This is a genomic window from Sphingomonas sp. LHG3443-2 (assembly GCF_049896405.1).
In the GTDB taxonomy this organism is placed as follows: Bacteria; Pseudomonadota; Alphaproteobacteria; order Sphingomonadales; family Sphingomonadaceae; genus Sphingomicrobium.
In genome coordinates, this window is record NZ_JAFCUG010000001.1 from 299,666 (window position 1) to 325,432 (window position 25,767).

Sequence of the window (25,767 nt, forward strand, 5' to 3'; positions counted from 1 at the left end):
TCGACTGCACGGGCGCAAGCTTGCCGCGACCCCGCTTCGTGTTACGAGGAAAGCGATTGCTTCAGGAGAGTAAACCTTGCGCCGTTCGTCCCTGCTTCTCGCCTCTGCCTTCATCCTGTTGCCGAGTGCGGCGGCGGCCGAGGAAGGGATGTGGACCTTTGACAACTTCCCGATCGCCGCAGCCAACCGCGACCTTGGCACCTCGATCGACCAGAAGTGGCTCGACAAGGTCCGCCTTGCCTCGGTGCGCTTGGGCGGTGCGTCGGGTGGGCTGGTGTCGCCCGAGGGTCTGATCCTCACCAACGAGCATGTCGCCTCACGCTGCGTCGAGGATCTGTCGACGCCCGAGCGCAATTACGTGCAGACCGGCTTCACCCCGCAATCGCGCGGCGAAGAGCGCCAATGCCCCGGCATGGTCGCCGAAATCCTGACCGACATCGCCGATGTCACGCAGGGGATGCAGGCTGCGGGCGCGGGGCTGAGCGGCGAAGCCTTCACCAAGGCGCGCGATGCCGAAGCGGGAAGAATCGAGACCGAGGCCTGCGGTTCGGACAAGAGCCGCCGCTGCCAGGTGGTGACGCTGTACCGCGGCGGGCAGTTCAAACTCTACACTTATCGCCGCTACACCGACGTCCGCCTCGCCTTCGCGCCCGAGCATCGCGCCTCGGCCTTCGGCGGCGACCTCGACAATTTCAGCTTCCCGCGCTTCGCGGTCGATGCGGCGTTCGTCCGCCTTTACGAGAACAACCAGCCGGTGAAGACGCCGGGCTTTCTGCGATGGAACGCCGCCCCGCCGCAGGAGAACCAGCCGGTGTTCCTGTCGGGCAGCCCGGGCGCGACCCAGCGGCTGCTGACGCAGGCGCAGCTTCGCACCGTGCAGGATGTGACCCTGCCGCTCGAGCAGCTCATCAACAGCGAATTGCGCGGGCGGCTGCTGCGCTTTTCCCACGAGGGGGAGCGCAACGCGTTCATCGCGGGTCAGGCGATTTCGGGTGTCGAGAACACTTACAAGCGCGGGTTCGGGCGGCAGCAGTCGCTGATCGACGCGCGCTTCATGGCCCGCCGCGCCGCGGTCGAGGCGGACTTCCGCGCGCGGGTGCAGGCCGATCCGGCGCTGCGCCAGTCGATCGGCGATCCGTGGACCGACCTTTCCAATCTCCAGCCCGAGATGATCCGTCTCTACCCCGGCTATTACATGCTGGAAGTGCGCGCAGGCGGCGGGTCGCAGCTCTACAATTGGGCCGAGGATCTGGTGCGCGGCACGCAGGAGCGGCTGAGGCCCAATGCCGAGCGCCTGCCCGAATATGGCGACGCCCGGCTGGCGCAGGTCGAGAATGGCCTGCTGGCGACCCGTCCGACCTATCCGGCGCTGGACGAGGTGCAGCTTGCCTGGTGGCTGTCCAAGGTGCGCGAGATCCTGACCGTCGACGATCCCCGCATCGCCCCGCTGTTGGGCAAGGAATCGCCCGAAGCGCTGGCCGCCCGGCTGGCGCGCGGGACCAAGCTCGGTGACCCGGCGGTGCGCAAGGCGCTGTGGGAGGGCGGCCTGCCCGCGGTGCAGGCGTCGACCGATCCGCTGATCCAGTTTCTGCTCAAGATCCAGGACGTCACCCGCCCAACCCGCGCGGAGTATGAAGGCAAGGTCCAGGCCCCGACCGACCGCGCCAGCGAGGCGCTGGCCAAGGCGCGGTTCGCGGTGTTCGGAACCAGCCTCTATCCCGACGCCACCGGCACGTTGCGCCTGACCTATGGTCGGCTCAAGGGCTGGACCTATCAGGGCCGCACGGTGCCGTATGCGACGACCTTCGGCGGGTTGTGGCAGCGGGCGACGGGTGCCGAACCGTTCGACGTCGCCCCGCGCCTGCTGGCGGCGAAAGACCGCATTTCCGCCGCCGCCATCCTTGACGTCGCGGCGTCAACCGACACCATCGGCGGCTCGTCGGGCTCGCCCGCCATCAACGCCAAGGGTGAGATCGTCGGCGCGAATTTCGATTCCACCGTGCTGACCCAGCGCAACGCCTATGGCTACGATCCTGAGATCAATCGCAGCGTGCTGGTGACGACCACGGCGGTGACCGCTGCGCTCCGCCACGCTTACGGGCAGGGCCATCTGCTGCACGAGCTTGGGGTCCGATAGAAGCGCGTTGACGCCCGGCCGAAACGAGGGCGTCGCGTGAGGCCGGCCGGGCTGGACCAAGGAAACCGATCACCTCTTCTCGGTGCGGAGGTCGGCAATGAGATCATCGGACCGTCCGTAACCCGACCCGACGCGCTCGGCTCTTTGATGCATTCTGGCAGCAGATGGTGTACAAGGAGTCGAGCTGATCTGCCGGGGGGCCTTCCGTGGATCTTTCTTTGATAGCGGTTCTCGCTGGAAGCATCGTCCCTGCGACAGACTTTGGCATTCGCCCGGTCACATCAGGCGTCCCCACCCATGTCGAGCGCGCGATCTCGGTCGAGGCGAAACCAAGTGGGGCCTCATTCACCCTCGGCTCCGTCGCCAGCTTCGTTGCGCAGTTCGGGCGGGTCACAAGCCTCAGGCGGACGCCGGAACATAATCGGCGGGTTGGCGGCGCGACCAACAGTTGGCATCTGCACGGCCGGGCCGTCGATGTGGTGCGCTCTCCCGGTGTCAGCCATGCCAGGCTTTCGGCAGCCCTTCGCGGGCGCGGGTACCGCCTGATCGAGTCGCTCGATGAAGGCGATCACAGCCACTTCGCCTTTGGCAACGGATTGGCTGTGGCCCGTGCACGTAGCAGCACGGATCAACTGGCCGAGATCAAGCACGAGGTGGATTATTTCCGCTTCGTCGAAGTGCCCGCTGGTCGCCGGGCAAGCCGCAAGTCAGCGCTTCGCTGAGGAAGCCGGTGCCACTGCAAGGGCGAGGTTGTTGGCGGCTCGGGTGAACCAGTGCTCGCTCTGCTCAAGCGCGCTTGCAAATGCCGCCTGCGCCTTGTCGTTCTGCCCGGCGCGAAGTGCGAGAACTCCGGAATCGTTCAGCCGGCCGGCATAAGCGAAGCTGCTTTCGCCTGGCCGGCGTCGAGGCAGGTCCGCGGCGAGCGCAGACGCCGCCAAGTCCAGGTTTGCCGCAATCCGCCGGTCCTCCGGGGCCGCGGCTGCCGCCTTGCTGATCTGCCGATAAGCATCGGCCCATTGCCCGCGAAGAAGCAGTGACCAGCCGTGATTGTTGAGGAGCTGCGGCGAGGATGGGTCAAGCTTCAACCCCCGCTCATAAGCTGCGTCGGCAGTTTCCCAGTCTTTCATGCGATCGGCGAGCACGCCGCGAGCGTTGAACGTGCGCCAGCCCGCGCCGGGCGACGCCATTGCTTGTTCGAGAATCGAAAGCGCTTTTTTGTTGTCGCCCTGCCTGAGCGCCGCCACCGACGCCTGCTCGAACACAGGGCCGCTCCGCTCTCCCGCCGAGATCAGGGCCTGGTAGCGAGCCGATGCTTCCGCCCAACGCTCTTCAGCGAAGGCGAGATCGGCGAGCAGGCGATCGACGGCCGGACCGGTCGCGCCCGCACCCATGGCCGAGCGGACCATCTCGCGCGCTTGCACCGGCCGCCCTTGCTGCAAAGCATGGCTAGCTTCCTTGATCGGATCGGCGGCGGGCGTCGAAGCGGCCAGCAGTAACGCAAAGGCAAGCATCAAATCCGCTTGCTGGCAGGCACGTCTCGGCCAAGGCGAAGAACGATGCGGTCGAGCGTTTCGGTTTGCCGCACCTGAACCGGCACGGGCAACTGACGGGCCAGCCGCCTGCCCTCCTCGGCGAGCGCGGCCGGATACAACAGCTCGCTTTGATCAAGCGCGCGGGCGGCGTTGGCGATGGCGATGGTCGACCAGCCGAGCTGCCGGAGGCGCGTTCGGGTGCGAGCGGCCGCCCCCTCCGCCGAACCGGCATTGAGGATCGTGATCCGGAGCGGCGTGGGTGCGGCTGCGAGCGGACGGGCCCCTGCCCGGGTCGCCGCCAAGATCGGGAGCGGCGTCCAATGTGCCGCCTTGCTGGTCACAAGCATCATCTCGCCGACGCCCGTGCGCTCCAGCCGTGCGCCCGAGCGCGAAGCCATCATTCGCTCCGGGGGTGAGGCGGCGGGCGCCCAGACAGGCTTACCCTCCGCGCTGAGGACTGAAGCCCCTGCCCGATCCAGCGCCATCACGCTCTCCGCCAGCGATTGTCCGACCTGCGGCTTCCCGGTGCTCAGCGCCGCCTGTTCACGGCGCAGTTGCGCGGCTTGTCCGGCAGCTCCAGCCTTGCCGAGCGACGTCGCGAAAGCGGCGAGGATGGCTTGGTCGCGCGGTTGCAGCGCCAGCGCTTTCTCATAGTTCAGCCGGGCAAGATCGCGCCGGCCCATGAGGTCATAGCAGCCAGCCATGCCGACCAAAGCGGCCGTGCTTGCCGGGTCTTCCCGCAAGGCCCTGCGAAACCCCTCGAGCGCCAAGGCGACGTTGCCGAGCCGCAATTGGCCATTCGCCTCGGCAACCCGGAAGTCTGCCGAGTGCGCGCCTGCCGCAAGCGTCGTCGCGATCGGGCGAATGGTGAGGTCCCGGTTCGCAGCGCAGGCCGACAGCAGCGAGACTGCGGTGGTCAGCAGAATGATCCTCGTCATCAGCCTGCCCCCTGCATTGCCGGAAGAACGCTGCGCAGCACCCGGATGGCGGCAGGCAGCATAAGGACGCCGATCATCACCGGAAGCATGCACGCCACCAGCGGGATGGAGAGCAGCACCGGCAGGCGGTGCGCCTTTTCCTCGGCCCGCATGCGGCGCTTTTCACGCATTTCCGCGGCATAGATGCGAAGCGTCTGGGCGACCGAAGAGCCGAGCTTCGTGGACTGGATCAGCAGGGTCGCGAAAGCGCGGATCTCGTCCACCTGCGCGCGATCGGCAAGGCGGCGCAAGGCATCCTCGCGGCTTCGTCCGGCTCGCAGCTCGAGAACCAACTGGCTGAGTTGCTTGGCGATCAGCGGGTGCGACGTGACCATTTCCTGCCCGACCTTGGTGAACGCAGCTTCGAGGCCAAGGCCTGCTTCCACGCACACCAGCATCAGATCGAGTGCGTCGGGAAAGCCATTCACCAACGCCTGGCGGCGGCGGTCGGCCTTGGCCTGCACCACCAGCACCGGCACGTAGAGCCCGAGCAGCGCCGCGATCATGGCCTCGACATAGAGCCCGATCATGCCCGCCGGATCGGCGGACATCCAGTTGAAGAACAAAACGGCGGCGGGAAGCACGATCACCAGCACCAGGCGGAGCAAGGTATAGACCCGCGGCGCAAGCGCGCTGGTGAAGCCTGCCGCCGCGAGCTTCTGGCGAAGTTCCTTGTCCTTGGTGTCGGCAAGGCTGAGGCCGGAATGCTCGATCTTCTCGATGATCTTGTTCCAGGCATTGCGGGTCTGGTCACCGCGCAGGCTTGGCGCCGCCCCGAAAGCGGTGGGCGTTGAGGCCGCACCGGCGGGCTCAAGTCGCCGCCGCAGTTCGCGCCGAGCCGAGGTCCAGGTGACCAGGGCAAAGGCTCCCGTCACCACCGCTGAGAACAGCAGCACCAGCAGGCTGATGCGTGCGATCTGGTTCTGCGCCAACAGCTCGAGCATCGCCTAGACCTTCAGATCGACCATGCGCCGGATCGTGACGAACCCGATGCAGTAGAGGAGGATAAGCGCACCGAAACCGGGCACGAACACCGGGTCGTCGGCCACTTGCAGGTAGAATTTGGGGTTGAGCAGGAACAGCCCGCCGAAGGTCAGCACCGGGAGCAGGGTCAGGATAACGGCCGTCATGCGCCCTTCGCTCGACAAAGCGCGAACCTTCATCAGCATCGACTGGCGGTCACGGATCACCCGCGACAGGTTCTCCAGGATCTCGGCCAGGTTGCCGCCGGTCTCATGCTGGACCGAGAGGCTGACCACGAACATGCGCATGTCGTCGAGGTCCCAGCGCTCCGCCAGCCCCGCGAGAGAGTCGCGAAGCTCGGCGCCATAGGTGACCTCGTCGACCACCAGGCCGAACTGCGACCCGATCGGATCGGGCATCTCGACCGTTAGAAGGTCGAGCGCTGCTGCGACAGGGTGACCGGCGCGAAGGCCCCTGACGAATACGTCGAGCGCTAAGGGAAATTGCTCCTGCATCTTCTTGCGCCGCTTCTGCGCGCGGCGGCCAAGCAGCATCAGCGGGATGAAGGCACCGACAACGAGGGAAAAGGTGCCGACCAGGAGGAGCCGTCCGGCACCGATCGGCGCACCGGCGGCGAGCATCACCACGATGATGAACGACAGCAACAGCACGGGTGCCAGCGCGATCAGGACTAGCAATCGTGCCGTCGGGATGAGGAGGCCGGCCGCGAGCAGCGTTCGTTCGAGCTTGCGAATAACGGCCCGCAAGGGAGCGGGGACCTTGTCGACCATGTCCAGATTGTGCCGCCGGAGCGTGCTAAGCGTGTCGGCTCGCGACACTCCGCGCCCGATCATCTGCAAGCGCTTGTTGATCGAGCGGTCCTTGTTGCGCAGGCGCAGGTAACCGCCGAGCAGCACCTCCACCGCGAGCAACACCGCCGCGAAGACCAGCACCAGGATGAGCACTCGAAGCAGGTCGTCGGTCATTGGTCGAACCTCACCTCGGGCCGGAAAAGGTCGGACGACAGCATGATGCCGTGGCTGATCGCATCGTCGAGGAAGCGTGGACGGATGCCGGTCGCTTCGAACCGGCCGAGCACATCGCCATCGGCGGAGCGCCCGGTTTGCCGGAAGCGGAAGATTTCCTGCATGGTCACCACGTCGCCTTCCATGCCGGTGATCTCCGACAAACTGATGAGGCGGCGACGGCCATCGGACAGGCGCACCAGCTGCAGGACAATGTTGATGGCCGACGCGATCTGCGCCCGGGCAGAGCGGGCCGGGATGTCGATGCCCGACATGCCAATCATCTGCTCGATGCGGGAGACGGCATCGCGGGCGGTGTTGGCGTGCACGGTGGTCATCGACCCGTCGTGACCGGTGTTCATCGCCTGCAGCATGTCGAAGGCTTCGCCGGCGCGCACTTCGCCGACGATGATCCGGTCAGGCCTCATCCGAAGCGCGTTCTTGACGAGGTCGCGCTGAGCGATCTCGCCCTTCCCTTCCGTATTGGGCGGACGCGTTTCCAGCCGTGCGACATGTGCCTGCTGGAGCTGCAGCTCGGCGCTGTCCTCGATGGTGACGATGCGCTCGCGATTGTCGATGTAGGCCGACATTGCGTTGAGCATGGTCGTCTTGCCCGAGCCGGTGCCGCCCGATATGAGGACGTTGCGGCGCGATTTGACGATTGCCTGCAGCACCTCGGCAATCGCCTGCGGCAGCGATCCGATCTCGACCAGCCGGTCCATCGAGATCGGCACCTTGGCGAACTTGCGGATGGACAGCAGCGGGCCGTCGATGGCGAGCGGCGGCACCACCGCGTTGACGCGGCTACCGTCGGCAAGGCGCGCATCCACCAGTGGGGAGCTCTCGTCGACCCGGCGGCCGACCGCCGAGACGATCTTCTGGATGATCCGGATAAGGTGCCGGTCGTCCTTGAACCGCGCCGAACTCGGCTCGAGCGAGCCAAAGCGTTCCACGAAGATGCGATTGTAGCCGTTGACGAGGATGTCGGTGATCGTCGGATCCTTGAGCAGCGGTTCCAGCGGACCAAGCCCGAGCAGTTCGTCCAGCACGTCGTCGACCAGCTTCCGCCGCTCGACCTGATTGAGTGCGTGGTTCTGCTTGGCGATCTCCTCCTGGATCAGCTCGCCGATCTCTTCCTCGATCTGGGCGCGCGACATGGTTTCGAGCGCCGACAGGTTGATGAGGTCGAGCAGCCGCTGGTGAAGCGCGACCTTGAGCTCGGTGTTGGCATCCTGGTTCGCGAAGGCACCGGCATCACCGATGTTCATCAGCCGCCGCTCTGCCAGGGGCGTGACCTTCTCCTCTACCGCACTCGCTTCCGGTGCCGATGCCGGTGCCACGTCAGATTCTCGTTTGCGGATCTGCCACATGCCTCAGCGCTCCCGTCCGAGAAGGGAAACGAGGGCCTTGTCGATGCGGTCGAGGTCGCTGCCGAATGCGCTTCTGCGCTTGATCTCGTCGACTGTGACGCCGCGCTCGATCGCGCCCGTGATCGTTGCCGGATCATTGGCAACGGTGAAGCGTGACTCACGTCCCAGCGCTTTCACGGCGTCCGCCTGCTTGACCGAACCGAACAGGCTTTTCTCATAGCGGTTGAGGACGATCTCCAGCGGCACATTGCCAAGATCCTGCTCCTCCAGAAGATCAAGCTGGCGCCGCGCCTGACGCAGTCCGGCGACGCTGAGATCGGCGATCATCAGGATGAGATCGGACCTCGCGGCCAGCGACAGCGACCAGTGGGTCCAGTTCGCGGGCAGATCGACGAACACGGTGCCGTACGCCCGCTGCGCACGCTCGACGACGCCAAGAACCTGATCGTTGTTGAGCGCTTCAAGCGGCAGCATCTCTTCCGGCGCCGAAAGCACCGACAAGCCGCTGGGGTGACGCGTGGTGATGGAGCGGAGCAGTTCGCCGTCCAGCCTGACGCCGGCCGCGATCGCATCGCTGAGGCTGAACTTGGGATGGAGGCCAAGCTGGAAGGCGACGTCGCCGAACTGCACGTCGAGATCGAGCAGGCAGGCTTCCCGCCCGGCCGCGGCTTCGCGAGCAGCAAAGCGACAGGCGAGCTGGCTTGCGATGGCCGTCGCCCCGCTTCCCCCGCGCGCCTTGCAGAAGGTGACCAGACGGGACGAACTGGCGAGCGCCTGCACTTCCTTTTGCTGCACCTGCTGGGCAAGCGGCGCGATCGAGGTTTCCAGATCGTCCAGGGACAATGGCAGCGGCAAGACGTCGTGCGCACCGCTGCGAAGAAGTGACCGGACAAGCGCCAGCGGCGGTTCGAACGCGGCGGCGATCACCGGCGTGTCGGACACGCTGGCGACCAACCGCTCGAACCGTTTCACCGACGCCGACGAATCCGCATCCACCTGAACCACGGCCACGGCAGCGCGGCCAAGGTCGGAAGCGTCGATCCAATCGGACACCGGCACGATGTTCAGCGACAGCGGGAGGCCAAGAACCCGGGCGCCGATCAGCGCGCCGACGTCGCCTTCGGCGGCGCTCAGGTACAGCTGCACTTCGGCTTCGCGCCCTTGGAGGCGCCACGCCCTGGCTGTTTCCTGCTGGTTCATGACGCTCAACGGCTCTTTTCCTAGTTCGAGTAGATGCCCGACAGATCTTCGGCGACGACCGTTGTGGACGCGGTCGGAAGATTGACGCTGGCGAGCAGGAGGGACGTGATCGGGGTGAATTGCGCTCCTTCGATGCTGACGGTGATCAAGGGCGAGACTTCCATCTGTTCTTCGACGCTTCCGCCGCCCTTGGTCGGTGGGCTCCCGGCGAAGCCGAAGCCCGATCCGCTGTAGGTCACCCGAACTTGCGCGGCGGTGATGTCGGGTTTGATCGCCTGCATCCGCGTGACGATGTTGGTGAAGGCGGTCGTGGCGACGCTTTCGTCTTCCAGCGGGCATTCCGCCCCGCCGGTGCTGACCGCGCACGAACATTCCGTGCTTGAGCAAATCACGTCCGGCATCGCATTCGCCGGGATCGGCTGCCCAGGCGCAATGTCGTCGCTTGCGAAATTGGCTTCGATGAGCCCCGGCGACACCGGATTGGTCACCGCGACCTGGCGCGCGCCGATCTGGGTCGCTTTCTCCGCAAGGTTCATCTCCCACATGAAGCGGCCGATGTCGATGATCCCAAGCAGGAGCATCAGCAGCAGCGGCAGCACCATGGCGAATTCGGCGGCAGATGCGGCGGCTTCGGAGTGGCCCAGGCGGACGGCAAGACGCGTCATAGACCCGCCACCGGAACTTCGGACTCCGCCGTCACGCACAGGTTGGTGGCATCGAACCCGAGCTTGTTGAACAACGAGTCGTAGCGGTAGGAAGCGGCCACCTTGACCACCGGCACGTCGCCGTCGAGCGCGGTGTAGATTCCCTTGAATTCGTCGGGATCGGCACAGCGGTACGTGACCGCCACCGCGGACGCATCGCCGCACGGCTCGGCATCTTCCGCGAACCGGGCAGTGCCGCTGCCGTCGACCCGGCCGGTCCGGGTGACGTTGATGTTCTGCTGGTCGGGCGTGAGGCCGGTCTCTTCTTCAGACTTGTCGGCGTCGAAGATCGTGGTCGGGCAGGAATATTCCGAGCTCAGCGACAGGCGGGAGGCGAACCGTGCGCCGTTCCGCACCTGCTTCACCACCACATGCTCCTGCATGAAGTAGTTACCCAGCTCCATGCTGCCGAACATGATGATGATCAGCAGCGGCAGGACCATGGCCATTTCCGCCGCGGCGGCTCCGCGCATGTCGCGAAAGAGGAGGTTCACGCGCCCGGTCATCGGATCAGGTACGGCTTGCTGCGGGCGTAATATTGAAAGCCGTTGCCCGTCTCACCGGTCGTGGCGGGTCCAATCACCTCACCATAGATTTCCTTCTCGTCGGTGGTCGGCGCGCTCGATGGTCCGCGCTGCAGGGAGGGTTCGGTCAGGAAGACGTCGAAGACGCGAAGGATCTGATAATCCTCGAACGCCGAGCCTTTCCCCTTCAGCTTGCTGCAGTCCGCCGCAACCACCGGAAGGATCCGGCGATCCTTCTGCTCAGGATAGGCAGTCGATCCGAACTTCACGGAAGGATAAGCGCACTGCGTCCTCACCTTCCAGGTGTAGGTGGTCTTCTTGCCCTTTGGCGGGTCGGGCGGCCCTTCGAGCTGCACCGTTCGCTTCGTGCCCATGCGCGTGGCCGGGCTTTTCAGCTCCCACTGATAGACGTCGTAGCGGGTGAGGGTCGCTCCGGTGGATCCGTTGTCCAGTTCGGTCGCGATCTGCGCCGCCGTGACACCTGGATGATTGTTGGCGAGATAGGCGCCGCGCGCCCACGCTTTATCGCCGAAATTCCCGCCTGTGCAGCTGTCGCTATAGTGGCACGTGTCGCGCGCGAAGCCGATGGTGGTGTCGCTGGTCTTTTCAAAGGCGTAGCCGTCGGTCTTCGGGTCCGCCGGACATGCAGGAGCCGCGAGCGCTGCGGCGGCTTGCTCCGCTTCGGTAGGCGTTCCGGACACCGTCTCGAAGCTCGTGGCCTTCTTGCTGGTGAGGTCGATGACCATGTCCTTGCGGGCGTTCGGCGCAGGGCAGCCAGCGCCGGTCGACGTATCGCAAGCGCTTGGGCTCTTGGTGGAAGGGCTTCCGGCGTAATAGTCGAGGCGGGTGTTGACCGCGTCGGTGACGTTCTTGTTGCCGGGCTCGGTCTCGTTGTCGTCGGTGTTCTGGCAACCGTTCAGCCCGAACCCGAGCAGAGCGTCGATCACGCCCGTGTTGCCCGCGCCGAAATCAAGCAATCCGTAATTGCCGGGCACCCAGCTGCTACCGCCCGCCACCTTCATCCGAAGACCGCGCCCGATGTCGTCATCGGTTGGGAAATCCTTGCCGGTGCACACCAGCAGCGGCGCCACGTTGCACAGCGATGCTTCTACTCCCGCCACCGCCTGCGCGGCCGAGCTGCCGCTGAAGGCAGCGACGATCGGAGTAAGCGCATAATGGGCGGTGCGGAGCGTGGTGGTGGCGACGACGAAGCGCGCGTCCTCATCGTCGTCGGCTTCGTCGCAGGCCGTGTCGGTGCTCGGCTCGTCATCGTCGAACTCGGAACAGAATCTGAGCGTGACAACGATGTCCCGGCCATCGCCATCGTTGGCGAAGCGGGTGACGTTGGCGGCCAGGCGATCGTCGGGATCCGAAGCAGCGGCTGCCTTGAGGGCACGCGCCCGTGCCCCTTCTTCGCCGGTTTCCTCATCCGCAGCCACCCGGTCGAGCTGCGTCGCCGCTGCCAGCGCCGCCTGGTCGGCGGCGTTCTGGAGCTCGGTGTCCATGGCAGCCATCCGGGTATAGTCGAAGGCGAGGCCGGCAGCACCGATCAGCGCGAACAGCGACAAGGCAACGGTTGGCGCAATGGCCGCCCGCTCTGCCTTGATCAGCTGTTGCGCGATCCCAAGCACCGCATCACCTCCCTACTTCGGTCCCGAGCCGGAGCCGCTGGTCTGCGTGCTGGTGATGCGTTCGAGCGGCTTCACCTTGTCGGTGCGATAGCGTTCGGACGCCGCCGCGGCCTTGGCGCCGTCGCTCCCCGCCGCGGCGTCCTCGGCGGTATAGACCGGGTCCGGAGTGATGGTTTGCACCGCCTTGTTCCAGGCAACCGCCTCCCCGAAGCTGCGGTCGACCGAGCCGGTGCGCGGGTCCACCGTATTGCATCCACCTGCCAACAGCAGGACGGCGGCAGCGCCGAGCAGCCTAGAGCACATGACCATAATCCCCTTCAAAGCCGACCGGTCCGGCGGGCGTCTTCTTGGCGGCCATGCCTCCCGATGCCGCGCCGCTCGGCGGAGGCGGATTGTTGACGCCCACTTCCGGTGCCGGCCCGACGCCCGTGTCCGTACGGCCCAGAAGGTAGAGATCGGCCGGCGCCGGCGGCTGCACCCGATCGGTCGGCGCGCGAAGCTGGTCGGGGCGCACCGGCCGCACCAGCCGCGGCGTGACGATGATCACCAGCTCGGTTTCTTCGCGCTGGAAGCCGGTCGAGCGAAACAGCGTTCCGATGATCGGCAGCGATCCCAGCAATGGCACCTGACGGATCGTATCCTGAAAATCCTTGCGAATAAGGCCGGCCATGGCGAAGCTCTCGCCATCGCGAAGCTCCACCACCGATTTCGCGCGGCGGGTCTGCAAGCCTGGCACGCGCAGGCCGTTGATGATCACCGACGCCGACGGATCGATCGAGCTGACTTCCGGCGCGACCACCAGGTTGATCACGCCATCGGCCAAGACTGTCGGCGTGAACGCGAGGCTGACGCCGAACGGCTTGAACTCGACGGTGATGGCACGGCCGCTATTGCTGTCGGTGCCGCCGCCGCCATTCCCCTGCACGGTGGGTATCGGAAACTCGCCGCCGGCGAGGAAATTGGCGGTTTCGCCTGACAAGGCGATCAGCGTCGGCTCCGCGAGCGTGGTGATCGCCCCCTTCCGCTCCAGTGCGTCGAGCGTCAGGTTGAAGTTCGACCCGAACGCCCGAAACGTGCGGGAGATGATGCCGAAGCTGTCGGTGATTGCGCCCAGCGTCGGCGGTCCGGCGCCGACCAGCCCGGCGCCGCCGCCGATCGCGCCTTGCAGCTTGCCGGCATCCGACCCGACAAAGGTGCCGATGCCGATCTGCTGCAGCGCCGATCGCTTCACTTCGGAGAAGCGCACCTCGAGCATGACCTGCTGCGAGGAACCAACCGACAGGAGATTGACGACCTTGCCTGGAGCATAAGTGCTGGCGAGCTGCACTGCCCGGTCGGCTGCTGGGCCGCTTGGCACGATGCCTTCCAGAACGATGGATTCGTTCGACAGACGGGCGCCGATCTGGCTTTCGGGCACCAGTTCCGCCAACTGTCGGCGAAGGCCCAGCACGTCGGGCCCGACCGCGACATCCATTACTGCGATGAGGCTGTTGTTGCGGTCGTAAAGCGTCAGGCTGGTGGTGCCCGCCTTCTTGCCCAGAACATATAGCGAGCTGCTGGTCAGCGGCAGGACGTCGGCGATCTCCGGATTGCCGATCAGCGCCTTGGCGAACGGACGGTCGGTCCGCAGCACCTGGCTCTTGGCGATCGGCACCACGAGTTCGCCGGCGTGCATGCCTTGGGCAGCGCTGACGGACGTGACCTGAGCGGCCGCCGGGCTTGCGCCAAGCAGCAGCGCGGCGGCCCCCGCCGCCCCGAGCAGAGACTTAACGGCCACTGATGCCCCCCACTTCGTAGCTGGTCGCGGCGGTCCCCCTGACAACGTCGACATTGTTGCGAACCGGTGCCGTTGCGGGCGCTGGAGCCCGTGCAGCGGCACGCGGCGCCTGGCGGCGCGGAGCCGCGGCACGCTGCACCACCGGCGTCCATCCCGGACGCCGCGCCGGCTGCGCCAGTGCCGAGGCGGCCATGGCCGACCCGTACGTGCCGGCCGACACGCCCGAGCGCAGGTCGTCGAGGCTGACGGTCTGGACGCTGCCGAGGCTATCCTGCTCGCCCGGTTTGCGCAGCACGAGGCTGAGATCGCCGACCTGCTGGCCAAGCGCCAGCTTCTGCGCATCGACCGGCGATACTTCCAGCGTCGCGGTCTTGGCCACCGCCGGCTTGCCCGTCTCGTTCTTGGCGCGCTGGCCCATGGCGATGACGCGGGTGTTCTGGAGCAGCACGTCGGTGACCTGCTGTTCGCGATCACCGCGGCTGATCTGCCGCGTGATGAGGACGTCGACGCTGTCGCTCGGCTGGATAAATCCCGCGACGCCCGAAACGTCGTTGATCCGCACCGATACCGCCCGCATGCCGTCGGGCAGCAAGGCGGCGATCGACGCGCCTTGGCCCGCACCCGAGATCTTGCTGGCGAGGATGACTTCGTTCGCCGCCATGGGCGCGATCACCACCCGGCGGTTCTTTGCGTTGGTCAGCTCGGCGGCGCTGTGGAAGCTGCCGGCCGGGAGCGCATCGGTGGGATAGTTGATCAGCCGGATCATCTCCGGCTTCAGTTCCGTGCCGAACTCCAGCGGCATGTTGGCGACGGCCACTTTGCTCATGCCGTCGGGCGTCTGCGCATTGCGACCGGCTAGCAGATAGGTATTCGCCAGGAACACGGCCACGGTTCCAAGAACTAGCGCAACCCCCAACGCGAGCAGTGACTGTCGCTTCATCTGGTGGCCCCCCCCTTCAGGACGCAGTTTACTTCTTGATCAACAAGGCAAGCTTGCATTGCGATCGGAAGGTAGCTCCCGCGCCGTTGAGGACGCGGGAGCCAAACACTTAGCCGCCAGCTACGGCTTCCCCTGTGGTCTCATCGCAGAGCTTGTCAGCCCCTTCAGGGTTACAGATCTTCTTTCCGGCGCCATCCATGGCGTGCCCGATGTTGGTGCCAAGAGCGATGGCGGAAGCGGCAACCAGGCTACCCACAATGGCGAGCAGCAGTGCATATTCGGCGGCCGACGCGGCGGCCTCGTCACGAAGCATGTTGATGAACGTCATTGGAAATCCCCTCTTCTGATGACGTCCATCATCCGGACGCCTCCAAACAGCGTCGCGCGCTGAAGGGGTTTCTTGCGGCGACATAACACCGAAAAACGTACCCAACCCTTAGTCGGTGTCGGTCTCCGATTGTGCCCCCAGGCCCGCTCGGCTGGGTTAAGAAGGTATTAACCAACATTAAGAGTCAATCGTTATGATTGACTTAGGTTGCGATCAATAGGCAGCATCTTTTTGCACTAAGATGCTGTTTTGACCCACTAATTTAGGAAAAAACGTGCTCGGGATCTTTTTTCTGTTTCAAACGTGGACTGCTTTTTTGCGATCGGGATGGCGTTTTCTCGTTCCGCCAATGGCGCGCTCCTGCACCGACTCGGCGGTGAGTCGCGTTCGCTTCAGCGCGGAAGTCGGTGCCGGAAGGTCACGTTCACCCTTGTCGACATCAGCAGGTACGGCAGCCACAGGCTGGCGCTGATCGCCACCTTGGTTACATTGCCTTGCAGCACCCCGTGCAAGGACGTTGCCACCGTCGCGGGAATGTCGGTCGCCATCACCGCGCGCGCGATCAGCAGCTGCGCCGACACGTCCACCAGCCAGACCAGCGCCAGAAAGCCCGGAAACATCGGTGCCCGCCGCAGCGCCATCGCGAAGGCGATCACGTAGAGGCTACTGACGATCACCACGTCCAGCGTCATGGCGTGGTGGAGCACGGCAAGCCAGCCGGGCACCGCCGGCGTGATCGCCGGCATGGTAACCAGATATTCGGCCGCGCGCACGGGGACGTTGAGCAGCATGCCGATCAACAGACTGACCATGATCCCGCTGGTTCCGTAGAGCGGATGCCGCTCCGCCTCGGCCAGCGGCACGTCACGCCAGCGGCCGACCCGCGCCAGACGCAAGCGTGGCTGCGGCATGGCCGGACCATCCGCGAACCAGCGCAGCGCCAGCAGGCAGCTCGCCACCGGTGCACAGACCAGAAGCAAGTAGGGAGCGACGCTGACCGGCTGCCAGGTCGCAAGCGGACTGATGGCGATCCGCAAGCTGGCGGCGGCAGCGATGGCTGCCATCCACCACAACGCGATCCGCCCGAGGTTATTCTGAAGACCGCACAGCAACGTCAGCGAACGGGCATGAAGGGTCGCCTGCGCGCCTTGGATCATGGGATGACGGAGAAATTGCACGGATCAAACCCAATCCTTCTCGATCAGAGATCCTTGTGCCCGCCAACTCTTGCAGCATGGTTAATGCCACTCCTCCAGCGAGGTTCCGCCGGGACCGGGACTGAGAAGAATGGGAAGTGGTGCGCGACGCAGTGTGGCGATAATCGGTATCTTCCCTGATAATCCCGCAGAACAGGGAATTCGCGTCAAATCGCGGCCCAAAACAGGCCAATGCGACGCTTTTTCGATGATCCCGTTGACTCCCAGCGCCGGATTTCTGCGGGTTTTCCGTGCGCAGAGACCTAGTCCTGTTATTTGTCGGAACAGGGACTTTATTCAATCATATCAGGCACTTTGTTCGTTGATCAGGCCGCGGGGGAAACCTTCATTGAAGGGCCCTACCCACGAATGCCGCTAGTTCTCAGCCCCGGACTCGCAAGAGCTCCACGAAGCAACCCGCCAAGCGCCGTGGCCCGAAGCCCCGACCCATCGTGGAGTTACCTGAACCCCTCACCGGGTGATTCGACCCGGCTAGCTTCGACGAAGCCCTCGCTGCACACATGTCGCGACACGGCGACACAATCTGGCACCTGCACCGCGCCGTGACCCGCGCGGGCGAAACCTTGGATCGAACTACGATCCGCGAGTGGTGCGCCGGCCCCAAGGCCCCTCGCTCGACAACCAGCCTGCGCGTGCTCGAGCGCATTGAGCATCGGTATCGACTTCCCGTGGGTTACTTCCGGTCGAAGTTGGCCCATCGTGGACGTGCGACAACTCGCCAAGCTGGATCGCTCCTCCTTAAGTCGTCAGAGCGGAGACGCATTGCGTGGCACCTTCCGGACGACTTCGACCAGCGACCTCCCAAGCAGCGCGCAGACATCGTTGAGTGGGTCAGAAACGTCATAATCTCGGGAAGCACGGAGTACCGTCGTTATCAATGCAAGGTCTTGCGCGATCGTTTTTTCGCTTCGATTTCCGAACCTCACGAGTCAGTTCCGCTCCGACCGCCGTGTGCTTCCTTCCGTGATCCAGCCGCAAAAGTGCTCTCAGCCACATCATCAAAAGAAAGACGAGGGGTCTGGATTTCAAGGAGTGGCCTTGCCTTTAGTTAGGCGGGGCGGCTTTCGGCCGGTTGCGAACGCTCTAGGAAGCGCTCGACCGCCTGTCTGCTGGTGGTGGAAAGTGAACCGCCTGCTTTCCGGTCGGCGCTACTGCATCGCAGCCGAGTTGATAGGAGTCACCGCGCATTCCGGCCGCCCTGTCGTAGCCGCGAGCTCTAAAAGGCTGCACCCTCGGTCGGTCGTCGATTGAGCATTCGCAAAGGTCGGCTTGCACTCAAGATAAGAAGGGCTTTCCCCGCCAAGAACAGCCATCGACATCTGCGGATGTTGCCCGCCTGATTTGGAAACTCGTTTTCGAGCCGCTGCCATTCACGTGCGCGATTAGCAATGAGTGGATGGGCTTCAGCAGTAACTCCCCGAACGAAACGGTGCGCCCCCGCTCCAAGCTATGCCGGCTGTTGGTAGCCTTAGGAGCTGACGTCTTCTTGCACCTTTCGGCCCCGAAGAGCGGAAAGGCTGCTTTCGGCCACGTGCGGCCATTCCGCTCGGCGCCCATAGAGGAAGCCCGGCGCTGTAAGGCGCTCACCCGTAAGCTGACGTTTGTTCAGCCGGTCAGCGAATGTCTGCTTACGACCCAAAGCGGACATTCAGCACATCGCACTCTGAGGTCTACTCTGCGCCCAGTCCAGACGCCCACGATGCACGGCCGCTTCATAGGCGGATGTGCGGCGCTGATAGGTAAATACTCCGCAGCACTTGGTTGGCGCGGTGGCGAACCCTTTCAAAGCGAGCGCCAGCTGAGAAGTTCATGTTAACTCAGACAGGGCGACCATGGCTGCCAGCGTTCGGGCGCCAGTTTTGCTCGAGATCTGGGCACGGTGGCTTTCTACCGTTCGGGGGCTGATATCGAGCTCCCGAGCGATCTCCTTTGACGAATAGCCGCGGACGAGTAGCGATAGTACCTGCTGTTCTCGCGCTGTCAGGACGGCTGTTCGTTGCTGGATCGTGCGTCGCCGCACGCCGTCTGCGGTTGCTGCTGCCACGGCGAGCAGAAGAGCCTCTTCCTGCACCGGCTTCTCGAGGTAGTCGGCAGCATCTAACTGGCGAATCGCCTTCACCGCAGCGCTCGTTGATGGCCACCCTGTGACAAAAATGAGGCGGACGCACCGGTCAATCTTGCGGAGCTTCTCCGCGAAGGCGAAGCCGTCCATCTCTCCCATCATGACGTCCGTCAGGACGCAATCAGCTGGTGCCGACAGATAAGCGTCAAGCAAAGCCGCCGGATCATTGAACGGCTCAGTTGCATAGCCTGCCGAACGCAACACTCGCGTAAGCGAAGCGGCGAAGTCGCTATCGTCATCAACTACGTAGATGAGCGGAACGATGGTCATTGCTTGTCAGAGCTCTTGGCGATCGGAATGACGAAGTTGCACCGCACGCGTCCGGGGCGGGGACTGTCAAAGTGTAGATTACCCCCGTGCACCTTGGCGATAGCTTCCGCGATCAGCAGTCCGATCCGCATGCCAGCCGGGCGCGGCTCGCCGGTGCGGATGTTCTCGATTGTGAACGACAGACTGGAGTCATCTGCGCGGCAGCTGAGCCAAAGCGAGCCGCCCGGCTGAGGCGAGGCAGCAAGAGCATTGCGTGCGAGATTCAGCAGCGCCTGGCGGATTTCAACGTCGCTGACCTCGACAAGGACGTCGGGAGCTGGCGACACATGAAGCCGAACGCCGGCCTGCTCCGCTTCCGGCCGGATCAGATCGATGATGTCGCTGAGAATGGCCTTCGCGCCGACGAGGCTGCGCTCCTCCGGGCCGCCTTCACCGAAGCGCCGGAAACGCCGGACAAGTTCCGACAGGTCGTTGGTCTTGCGGCCAATCCGCTCGGCCATTTCGTGGACGGCATTGTAGTCTGGCGAAGCAGTTGCCGTCACTTTTGTAAGACTGCTCGCCTCGAGTGCAATGGTAGATAAGGGCTGGCTGATCTCGTGTATAACGCCCAGAGACATGGCTCGCAGGGTCTTCAGCCGCTCCGCCTGGAACAGAAGGCGATCACGGCGGCGTATTTCCCGCGCCGATCGCTCCTGACTCTCAGCGTAACTGCCCACGAGATAACCACCGGCCGCGATACAGGCGAGCAGCATGTGCGCGTGTATCCGTTCCAGTTCATTGAAGCTGGTGTCCGACACAGGGAGGATAATCAAAGCGCTTACGGCAAGGGCGATCCAAGCGGCAACGCGCCCGGAACGCAGGCCAGCCCATAACGTCGCCAGCAGAACCGGCGCGAGCAACACACCATAGCCGAGCTCGAAAAGGAGCCACACGAGACCCCAAGCCGAAGCGAGAACGACAACTGACTCGATCCAATGTGCCGATTGCACGCTGCCTGACATTCGCAGCGGCTGGCTCCGCCACCGCCAGGTGCTCAATGCCAGCAGTGGCGGCGCAATCAGCAGGATTCCTAAAAGGTCACCAAGCGCAAAGACCAGCATGCTATCGAACACAGTGCGTAGGTCGGAATGGCTTGTGGCATCGAGTTCGGGGAAAGCGGTTGCAAGGGCTCCTAGGCCGGCGAGGATGGGACTGATCACCGCAGCGGCGCTGAAAGAAAGGGGATTGATGTCGCTGGTCGCAGGGGTCGTCCGACCATGGCCAAGCAGGTGGATCACCAAACCATAGATGAGGCAGGGAGAGACCGTTCGGACGATCCCAAGCAGCGGTTGTGGTCCAAGATCCACAGTCCCGAAGCCTAGGCTGGCCAGCGCCTCCGCGCAGGCCGCCCAAATGGTTACTCGTGGGCCGACGAACCAAAGAAAGGCGAAACGCAGGCCAGCAGCCGGAAACCACAAGCTGAATAGGTTGAAGGTCGCCCATTGCGCTGACCAAGATCGAAGCGCGACAAAGCCGATGCCGTAGAGCGCAAGTACTCCGACCCATTGAAGCGAGAAACGTGGCCTACCCGACACTGGCGCGTGGGCATTAGGATACCATCCACGTTCTCTCGACCAGCCCTTTAATGCTGCGCCCATCGGCATGTCATACAATCCCCCGCAGGCATGCATACAAGACTCTGCGGATTAATCATCTCAGTAGATTCTCCGGATACCTGTTGGCGCATAATTAATGAAGAACAGTGGGGTCGCGAAAGGCTGTGGGGCAGCCGACCTCGTGATGCCTACAGTGCCTCTCCCGGGGCTCCGCCAGCAGCATCGCCGCCGTTTCATGTGAATGGACGTCGGAGCGAAGCCTTTACGCGGCCTTTGCCTCCCGCATTGGCAGGCGAGCCTTAGATCTCCGAGGGCTCAGTCCCAATCTGAAGCACGCTAATTTAAATCATTATATTAAATTGCTTGAATGCGATAAATTAGACGTTAAGTTTTCACCATCTTCCCGCCGACTCGGCGCGGAAGAGGAAACAAGGGGTTCAACTGCAATGCGGTTCAATCGGCCAGCCGCCCTGAGTGCGGCTGTCATCGCTGGCGTATGCATATCGTCACCGGCGCTTGCCGGAGACTTAGTCTATCAGCCCATTAATCCGACTTTTGGTGGCAACCCCTTCAATTCGCAGCACTTGCTGGGCATCGCCAATGCGCAGAACAAGACCAAGGACCCGGATGCGCCGGCGCGTGGCAGCGAGGCAGATGTCTTTGCGCGGCAGCTTCAATCGCGTCTTCTTTCCGCACTATCGTCGCAGATCGTTGATGCGATTTTCGGGGAAGATCCGCAGGAAAGCGGGACCATCCAGTTCGGTGACCAGACGATCGAGTTCGTTCGTGGCATTGATGCGATCACGCTGACCATCACCAGCAACGGCGAAGTGACGACCATTGTCATTCCAACCTTCGTCAGCGTGCCCTGAACCATGCGCAAACCAACACTTCTTGTTGCCGCACTGTTGCTTAGCGCGTGCCAGTCCGTAACCGGCAGCGGGCGTGACGCCATTCCGGAAACCACCTCGCTCGCTCACTTCCCGGCCCGCACGCAAACCCAGGTTCTCTTGCAGGAACTTCCGCCGCCGCAGCGCCCGGTCGCCGTGGCCGTTTACGGGTTCACCGACCAGACCGGACAGTTTCGCGATGTGGAAACCGGGCAAACGCTTTCGCGCGCAGTGTCTCAGGGCGGCGGATCCATTCTGGCCAAGGCGCTGCAGGACGCGGGCAATCGCCAGTGGTTCACCATTGTCGAGCGCGAATCGCTGCGCAACCTCCTGAACGAGCGGCAGATCATTCGCGAAATGCGCGAGCGCTATCTTGGCGAGAAAGAGATCAATGCGCAGGCGCTGCCGGCCATGCTGTTCGCCGGTGTGCTGCTGGAAGGGGGAATCGTCGGTTACGACACCAACACGGTCACCGGCGGCGCCGGCGCGTCGTTCCTCGGGATCGGCGGGCGCTCCGAATATCGCCAGGACACCGTTACCGTGTATCTTCGCGCGGTTTCGGTGCGCACTGGCGAAGTGCTGACCACGGTCACCGCTTCAAAGACCATTGCGTCCAAGGCGATCGGCGCCAGCGCCTTCAAGTTCGTGGCGTTCAAGGAACTTCTGGAAGCCGAGGCGGGCTTCACCACCAACGAGCCCGACCATCTCGCGCTGCAGCAGGCGATCGAGAAAGCGGTGCACGCGCTGGTTCTGGAAGGCGCCGATCTCAAGGTGTGGAGCTTTGCCGACGCCCGGGCCGGGCAGCCGCTGATCGAGCGGTATCGCGCAGAGCGCAACGGGTTGATCAACGCGGCGCAGGCCCGCGAGGCAATGGAGCGAGCGCGCCGCGCCGCGCCGATGAAGGTCAAACCGCGGGAAACTGCGGTGGTGAAGAAATCAACCGCTGCCGGGAGCTAGGTAGCGACACAAGATCGGGGCTCGTGAGGGCTCCGTAACAGCTCTCACCGGGGACCTGGCCCCCGGAAGAGCAGAGTGAGCCAGGCGGGACGTGGGGCCGTTGCAGCGGTGCCAAGGCCCGAAACGAAAGCGCGCGCCGGAGTTGCAGCTCCAACGCGCGCGACAAGGACGGTGAGTACCAACCCATGTCACCTCTCATAGAGAGGCGACATGGTTATCGACCCTCGAACAAGGATTGACAACCATGCAACGCTTCATCCTAGCAACTGTATCCACTCTCGCCATCGCAGTGGCGACTCCGGCCTATGCGCAAAGCAATCAGTCCGCGGTAACGCAGACGGGCCTCAACAATAATGCTGGCGTTACCCAGTCGGGTTCGAGCTCCACCTCGGACGTGATCCAGAATGGCAACAACAACCAGGCGACTTTGGGCCAAGCTGGTTCCAACCAGAAGTCGCTGATCAATCAGGTGACCAGTGGTGCAGGGGCCAAGGTTCAGCAGTCCGGCGACGGCAACGACTCGGAAGTTCAGCAGACGGCCGATGCCGACGCTGATGTCTCGCAGTCGGGTTCGAATAGCCTCGGCGGCTACAGCCCTGACGCCTTTAAGAACAACCGTTCGTTGGTGACGCAGAGCGCCGACGGCGCTCGCGCCGGTGTTATCCAGGACGGAACACTGAACCGCTCCACCATTACGCAGGCGGCTGCCGCCGAAGCGGACGTCAGCCAGACCGGCACGTACAACAACTCGACCATCGATCAGCAGGCTGGTTCGGATGGCGCAATCGCCGATGTCGTTCAGGGTGGTGATTATGGCGACAACCGGTCGGCCATCGTCCAAAGCGGCTCTTCCACGGCCTTCGTGAACCAGCGCAACGTCGACGCGCCTCCGCCGCAGTCCGCTTATCCGGGCAATGAGTCTGACATCAACCAGAGCGGTGATGCAAACCTCGCCAACGTAGGTCAGGAAGGTGACGACAATCGCTCTGGCGTTGTGCAGAGCGGCAACGCCAATGACGCCACCGTCCGGCAGACCGGGACCAACAACCGTTCGGGTGTTACCCAGAGCTCGAACAACGCTGTTGCTGATGTCTTGCAGGACGGTGCAGGTAACCAGTCCGACATCACCCAGCAGGATGATGCCGGCGGCTTTGCTGGAGTTGCCCAGACCGGCGACGGCAACACCTCGGCAATCACGCAGAACTCGCTGAACTCGCAGGCGCAGGTCAATCAGAGCGGAGACAACAACTCGTCGGCGCTGACGCAGGGCCGCAACAACGGCAATGCTTTCCAGACCAATGGTCAGGAAGCGCTGATCGATCAGAGCGGCGATAACAACGTTTCCATTGCCACTCAGACCGGCTCCAGCGGAGACGTCAACGTCAATCAGTCGGGCGATCGCAACCGGTCGGAAATTACCCAGACGGGCTTCGACAACTCGGCCGGTGACAGTGATGCCGGCGTTGCAGGTGTCGACCAGTCGGGCAACGACAACCGTGCCTTCATCACGCAGGCCGGACAGCTCGCCTCGGCGCGGGTAGACCAGGGTGGTAATGACAATCTGGCGACCATCAACCAGAGCGTCAACAATGCGCCGAACCCCCCCGGTGGCCCGGATCCGATCGTGACCACTGCGTCGATCGACCAGATCGGCAGCAACAACGTCAGCACGATCAACCAGTATTCGTCCGATCCGGCCGTCAGCAGTGAGCGCCTGATGACCGCCACGTCGTTGCAGAGCGGCGATGGCAACAGCAGCTTGATCAATCAGACCAACTCGCTTCTCGGGACTTACGCTTCGTCGGGTAACAAGGCGACTGTCGATCAGAGCGGTGACGACAATTCGTCCACCGTCATGCAGGACGGCGTCAGCAACACGGCGAGTGTCATCCAGGCCGGTGATCTCAACGTGTCGAATCTGACTCAGATTGGCAGCGGCAACAGTGCAACTCTGACCCAGAACAGCAGCAACAATATGTCGACCATCAACCAGAACGGCAGCGGCAACACCGCCACCGTCACTCAGGGTAACTGATAACGGCGAGCAGGGCCTCCACATCGAGCGGAGGCCCTGCTTACCTTTTCGTATTCACCCCAACTCGAAGCAGACCAGTTCGATCGGATTGCGACCATGCGCAGCGCCACTCCCGCTCTCTTCCTGGCCTTCGCCGCGATTGCTTCGGCCTTTGCGGCGGCGGAGGCGTCAGCCGTGACCAGCCAGGCTTCGCCCGGCAGTCCGTGCCTCAAGAACAATGGCAATCCCTGCAACGGCAACAACGGCAATCTGGAGCCGCAGGGCAATGTCGGCGATGAGCGGCGCAGCATCGACCGCAAGCCGCCGCCCATCGCCATGGCCATGCCATCGGTCAGCGGCCGCGGCGCCTTCATCGAGCAGATCGGGCAAGGCGCGACGGCAACCATCGTGCAGACGGCCCCAAATGCCCTTGCCACGGTGTTTCAGAACGGCGGTCCCGGCAACGAGGTCGATGTTACTCAGCGGGGCACGGGCACTGCCTTTGCCTCGATCAATCAGTCCGGCTCCACTCAGCTAATCCAAGCCGAGCAGTTCGGAAGCGGCCGCACCGCCTTGTGGGTGACCCAGAGCGGCTCCGACAACCGGTTATGGACCCGCCAAGCCACCAACGGCTCGCAGTTCAATGGCGCCGCCCTTAGCCAGATCGGCAGCGGCAACGACATGCTGCTGACCCAGAGCGGCAGCGACAATCTCGCCGCTCTCTCGCAGGAAGGCGACAACAACCGGATGACCGTGGCCCAAAACGGCGTCGGCAATCGCCTGACCTGGGATCAACAAGGGAGCTACTTGTCCGATCTCCAGATCGTGCAAAATGGTGGGAGCGTCCAGGGCGGTCAGCTGTTGATCACCCAGACCAACCGCTAGCGTCACGAACATGTCGTGGCAGGAGCGATGCAGATGGTTAAGCGGATGACGATGAAGATCCTGTGGGTGGCCCTGCTGAGCGGAACCGCCGGCTTTGCTCAACCTGGCCCGGTTGAGATCAAGCAGATCAGCACGTCGGTTGACAACAGTCTAGAGGTGCCGGCCCCCTTGACCAGCGGAGCTTCCAACGATCTGCAGGTGGAGCAGAAGGTCGACCGAACCTTGCTTGCGCCGCCCAGAAGCAATCCGGAGGTCGAGCGCCAGCCTCTTCAGCAGCTCGCCAAGGGCAAGGCGAGCGCCGAGGCCGCCCCTGCACTCAGCAGTACGGAACAGTCGCGGCCGGGGCCTCGAACCGTGATCGAAGGCGAAGATCGTTGCGATCGCGCGACACGGCTACGCCTGTCGCCCGCTGCCTGCGCGAAGGTGATCGAAACGCGCAGCGCGGAGTTCGACCGCACTCCCCCGCCCTTGTCGCCTGAGCAACGGCTGTTGCTGGAGCAGCGAATAGCGACGTCGAGCGCTTCGCAGAACGTCGCGCGGCGTCTTGCCGCGGGCGAGGGCACTGCCGAAGATCAAGGCGTCGCCAGCATCGCTCTTCGCCAGCCGCAGCAACCTGCCGTCAAGAAGGACGAGGAGAAGTCGCCGATCAGCCAGGAGCAGGCGGCAGCAATCGTCGGAGCCATTCTCAACCCGCCGCCACGGTGAGATA

General features: G+C 63.9%; 23 protein-coding genes. 7 read left to right on the forward strand and 16 right to left on the reverse strand.

Features of this window, described 5'->3' with window-relative positions; all coding sequences use genetic code 11:
- The first annotated feature begins 76 nt into the window (after positions 1–76).
- On the forward strand, positions 77–2,137 hold the full coding sequence (locus tag ACP69Z_RS01360) for a S46 family peptidase (protein WP_426265760.1): 2,061 nt from the start codon (positions 77–79) through the stop codon (positions 2,135–2,137).
- Positions 2,138–2,355: 218 nt separating this feature from the next.
- The gene (locus ACP69Z_RS01365) at positions 2,356–2,859 is read left to right on the forward strand and encodes a D-Ala-D-Ala carboxypeptidase family metallohydrolase (RefSeq protein ID WP_426265761.1); all 504 of its coding nucleotides are present in this window, start codon (positions 2,356–2,358) and stop codon (positions 2,857–2,859) included.
- On the opposite strand, the gene ACP69Z_RS01370 is transcribed toward ACP69Z_RS01365, so the two are convergent.
- From ACP69Z_RS01370 to ACP69Z_RS01445, 16 genes are all read right to left on the reverse strand, one after another.
- Positions 2,845–3,648 (reverse strand): hypothetical protein, encoded by an 804-nt coding sequence (locus tag ACP69Z_RS01370; RefSeq protein ID WP_426265762.1) that lies wholly within the window; start codon positions 3,646–3,648, stop codon positions 2,845–2,847. The genes ACP69Z_RS01365 and ACP69Z_RS01370 overlap by 15 nt on opposite strands.
- Positions 3,648–4,607 (reverse strand): LytR C-terminal domain-containing protein, encoded by a 960-nt coding sequence (locus ACP69Z_RS01375; RefSeq protein WP_426265763.1) that lies wholly within the window; start codon positions 4,605–4,607, stop codon positions 3,648–3,650. The genes ACP69Z_RS01370 and ACP69Z_RS01375 overlap by 1 nt, the downstream gene beginning before the upstream one ends.
- Positions 4,607–5,590: a type II secretion system F family protein gene (locus tag ACP69Z_RS01380; protein WP_426265764.1), complete on the reverse strand. Its 984-nt coding sequence runs from the start codon at positions 5,588–5,590 to the stop codon at positions 4,607–4,609. The genes ACP69Z_RS01375 and ACP69Z_RS01380 overlap by 1 nt, the downstream gene beginning before the upstream one ends.
- A gap of 3 nt (positions 5,591–5,593) precedes the next feature.
- Entirely contained in the window at positions 5,594–6,595 is a 1,002-nt protein-coding gene (locus tag ACP69Z_RS01385; protein WP_426265765.1) for a type II secretion system F family protein, read from the reverse strand.
- Positions 6,592–7,902 (reverse strand): CpaF family protein, encoded by a 1,311-nt coding sequence (locus tag ACP69Z_RS01390; RefSeq protein WP_426268022.1) that lies wholly within the window; start codon positions 7,900–7,902, stop codon positions 6,592–6,594. The genes ACP69Z_RS01385 and ACP69Z_RS01390 overlap by 4 nt, the downstream gene beginning before the upstream one ends.
- 105 nt (positions 7,903–8,007) lie before the next feature.
- Positions 8,008–9,204: an AAA family ATPase gene (locus ACP69Z_RS01395; protein ID WP_426265766.1), complete on the reverse strand. Its 1,197-nt coding sequence runs from the start codon at positions 9,202–9,204 to the stop codon at positions 8,008–8,010.
- Positions 9,205–9,224: 20 nt separating this feature from the next.
- On the reverse strand, positions 9,225–9,869 hold the full coding sequence (locus tag ACP69Z_RS01400) for a TadE/TadG family type IV pilus assembly protein (RefSeq protein WP_426265767.1): 645 nt from the start codon (positions 9,867–9,869) through the stop codon (positions 9,225–9,227).
- Positions 9,866–10,414 (reverse strand): TadE family protein, encoded by a 549-nt coding sequence (locus ACP69Z_RS01405; protein WP_426265768.1) that lies wholly within the window; start codon positions 10,412–10,414, stop codon positions 9,866–9,868. Before ACP69Z_RS01405 ends, ACP69Z_RS01400 begins: the two co-directional genes overlap by 4 nt.
- Positions 10,411–12,063, reverse strand: coding sequence for a pilus assembly protein TadG-related protein (locus ACP69Z_RS01410; protein WP_426265769.1), 1,653 nt, complete (start codon positions 12,061–12,063; stop codon positions 10,411–10,413). The genes ACP69Z_RS01405 and ACP69Z_RS01410 overlap by 4 nt, the downstream gene beginning before the upstream one ends.
- A 12-nt stretch (positions 12,064–12,075) precedes the next feature.
- Positions 12,076–12,366, reverse strand: a complete 291-nt coding sequence (locus tag ACP69Z_RS01415; RefSeq protein WP_426265770.1) for a hypothetical protein — start codon at positions 12,364–12,366, stop codon at positions 12,076–12,078.
- Positions 12,356–13,840 carry a type II and III secretion system protein family protein gene (locus ACP69Z_RS01420; protein ID WP_426265771.1) on the reverse strand — a complete coding sequence of 495 codons (1,485 nt, stop codon included), beginning with the start codon at positions 13,838–13,840 and terminating at the stop codon, positions 12,356–12,358. Before ACP69Z_RS01420 ends, ACP69Z_RS01415 begins: the two co-directional genes overlap by 11 nt.
- A complete protein-coding gene (gene cpaB / locus ACP69Z_RS01425; RefSeq protein ID WP_426265772.1) occupies positions 13,830–14,780 on the reverse strand; it encodes a Flp pilus assembly protein CpaB in 951 nt (316 codons plus the stop codon). Before cpaB ends, ACP69Z_RS01420 begins: the two co-directional genes overlap by 11 nt.
- Positions 14,781–14,889: 109 nt before the next feature.
- Positions 14,890–15,108 (reverse strand): Flp family type IVb pilin, encoded by a 219-nt coding sequence (locus ACP69Z_RS01430; protein ID WP_426265773.1) that lies wholly within the window; start codon positions 15,106–15,108, stop codon positions 14,890–14,892.
- A gap of 392 nt (positions 15,109–15,500) precedes the next feature.
- A complete protein-coding gene (locus ACP69Z_RS01435) occupies positions 15,501–16,265 on the reverse strand; it encodes a DUF2569 domain-containing protein (RefSeq protein ID WP_426265774.1) in 765 nt (254 codons plus the stop codon).
- A 1,867-nt stretch (positions 16,266–18,132) separates the two neighbouring features.
- Positions 18,133–18,717, reverse strand: coding sequence for a response regulator transcription factor (locus ACP69Z_RS01440; protein ID WP_426265775.1), 585 nt, complete (start codon positions 18,715–18,717; stop codon positions 18,133–18,135).
- A complete protein-coding gene (locus tag ACP69Z_RS01445; protein WP_426265776.1) occupies positions 18,714–20,360 on the reverse strand; it encodes an MASE1 domain-containing protein in 1,647 nt (548 codons plus the stop codon). The genes ACP69Z_RS01440 and ACP69Z_RS01445 overlap by 4 nt, the downstream gene beginning before the upstream one ends.
- A gap of 398 nt (positions 20,361–20,758) precedes the next feature.
- On the opposite strand from ACP69Z_RS01445, the gene ACP69Z_RS01450 reads away from it, so the two are divergent.
- The 5 genes from ACP69Z_RS01450 (at position 20,759) to ACP69Z_RS01470 (ending at position 25,763) form a co-directional block, all read left to right on the forward strand.
- Positions 20,759–21,184: a curli assembly protein CsgF gene (locus tag ACP69Z_RS01450; RefSeq protein WP_426265777.1), complete on the forward strand. Its 426-nt coding sequence runs from the start codon at positions 20,759–20,761 to the stop codon at positions 21,182–21,184.
- A 3-nt stretch (positions 21,185–21,187) separates the two neighbouring features.
- Entirely contained in the window at positions 21,188–22,159 is a 972-nt protein-coding gene (locus tag ACP69Z_RS01455; RefSeq protein WP_426265778.1) for a CsgG/HfaB family protein, read from the forward strand.
- A 244-nt stretch (positions 22,160–22,403) separates the two neighbouring features.
- Positions 22,404–24,194 (forward strand): beta strand repeat-containing protein, encoded by a 1,791-nt coding sequence (locus ACP69Z_RS01460; RefSeq protein ID WP_426265779.1) that lies wholly within the window; start codon positions 22,404–22,406, stop codon positions 24,192–24,194.
- Positions 24,195–24,290: 96 nt separating this feature from the next.
- Complete coding sequence (locus ACP69Z_RS01465) at positions 24,291–25,058, forward strand: hypothetical protein (RefSeq protein ID WP_426265780.1); 768 nt, start codon at positions 24,291–24,293, stop codon at positions 25,056–25,058.
- A 27-nt stretch (positions 25,059–25,085) separates the two neighbouring features.
- The gene (locus ACP69Z_RS01470) at positions 25,086–25,763 is read left to right on the forward strand and encodes a hypothetical protein (RefSeq protein WP_426265781.1); all 678 of its coding nucleotides are present in this window, start codon (positions 25,086–25,088) and stop codon (positions 25,761–25,763) included.
- Positions 25,764–25,767 lie beyond the last annotated feature (4 nt).

Coding starts and splice junctions, on each gene's coding strand:
- ACP69Z_RS01385 (WP_426265765.1), bottom strand. CDS start 6,595: ATGACCGACGACCTGCTTCGAGTGCTCATCCTGGTGCTGGTCTTCGCG.
- ACP69Z_RS01455 (WP_426265778.1), top strand. CDS start 21,188: ATGCGCAAACCAACACTTCTTGTTGCCGCACTGTTGCTTAGCGCGTGC.
- ACP69Z_RS01460 (WP_426265779.1), top strand. CDS start 22,404: ATGCAACGCTTCATCCTAGCAACTGTATCCACTCTCGCCATCGCAGTG.
- cpaB (WP_426265772.1), bottom strand. CDS start 14,780: ATGAAGCGACAGTCACTGCTCGCGTTGGGGGTTGCGCTAGTTCTTGGA.
- ACP69Z_RS01375 (WP_426265763.1), bottom strand. CDS start 4,607: ATGACGAGGATCATTCTGCTGACCACCGCAGTCTCGCTGCTGTCGGCC.
- ACP69Z_RS01465 (WP_426265780.1), top strand. CDS start 24,291: ATGCGCAGCGCCACTCCCGCTCTCTTCCTGGCCTTCGCCGCGATTGCT.
- ACP69Z_RS01395 (WP_426265766.1), bottom strand. CDS start 9,204: ATGAACCAGCAGGAAACAGCCAGGGCGTGGCGCCTCCAAGGGCGCGAA.
- ACP69Z_RS01450 (WP_426265777.1), top strand. CDS start 20,759: ATGCGGTTCAATCGGCCAGCCGCCCTGAGTGCGGCTGTCATCGCTGGC.
- ACP69Z_RS01435 (WP_426265774.1), bottom strand. CDS start 16,265: ATGATCCAAGGCGCGCAGGCGACCCTTCATGCCCGTTCGCTGACGTTG.
- ACP69Z_RS01430 (WP_426265773.1), bottom strand. CDS start 15,108: ATGACGTTCATCAACATGCTTCGTGACGAGGCCGCCGCGTCGGCCGCC.
- ACP69Z_RS01470 (WP_426265781.1), top strand. CDS start 25,086: ATGCAGATGGTTAAGCGGATGACGATGAAGATCCTGTGGGTGGCCCTG.
- ACP69Z_RS01445 (WP_426265776.1), bottom strand. CDS start 20,360: ATGCCGATGGGCGCAGCATTAAAGGGCTGGTCGAGAGAACGTGGATGG.
- ACP69Z_RS01390 (WP_426268022.1), bottom strand. CDS start 7,902: ATGAACATCGGTGATGCCGGTGCCTTCGCGAACCAGGATGCCAACACC.
- ACP69Z_RS01370 (WP_426265762.1), bottom strand. CDS start 3,648: ATGCTTGCCTTTGCGTTACTGCTGGCCGCTTCGACGCCCGCCGCCGAT.
- ACP69Z_RS01380 (WP_426265764.1), bottom strand. CDS start 5,590: ATGCTCGAGCTGTTGGCGCAGAACCAGATCGCACGCATCAGCCTGCTG.
- ACP69Z_RS01405 (WP_426265768.1), bottom strand. CDS start 10,414: ATGACCGGGCGCGTGAACCTCCTCTTTCGCGACATGCGCGGAGCCGCC.
- ACP69Z_RS01440 (WP_426265775.1), bottom strand. CDS start 18,717: ATGACCATCGTTCCGCTCATCTACGTAGTTGATGACGATAGCGACTTC.
- ACP69Z_RS01415 (WP_426265770.1), bottom strand. CDS start 12,366: ATGTGCTCTAGGCTGCTCGGCGCTGCCGCCGTCCTGCTGTTGGCAGGT.
- ACP69Z_RS01400 (WP_426265767.1), bottom strand. CDS start 9,869: ATGACGCGTCTTGCCGTCCGCCTGGGCCACTCCGAAGCCGCCGCATCT.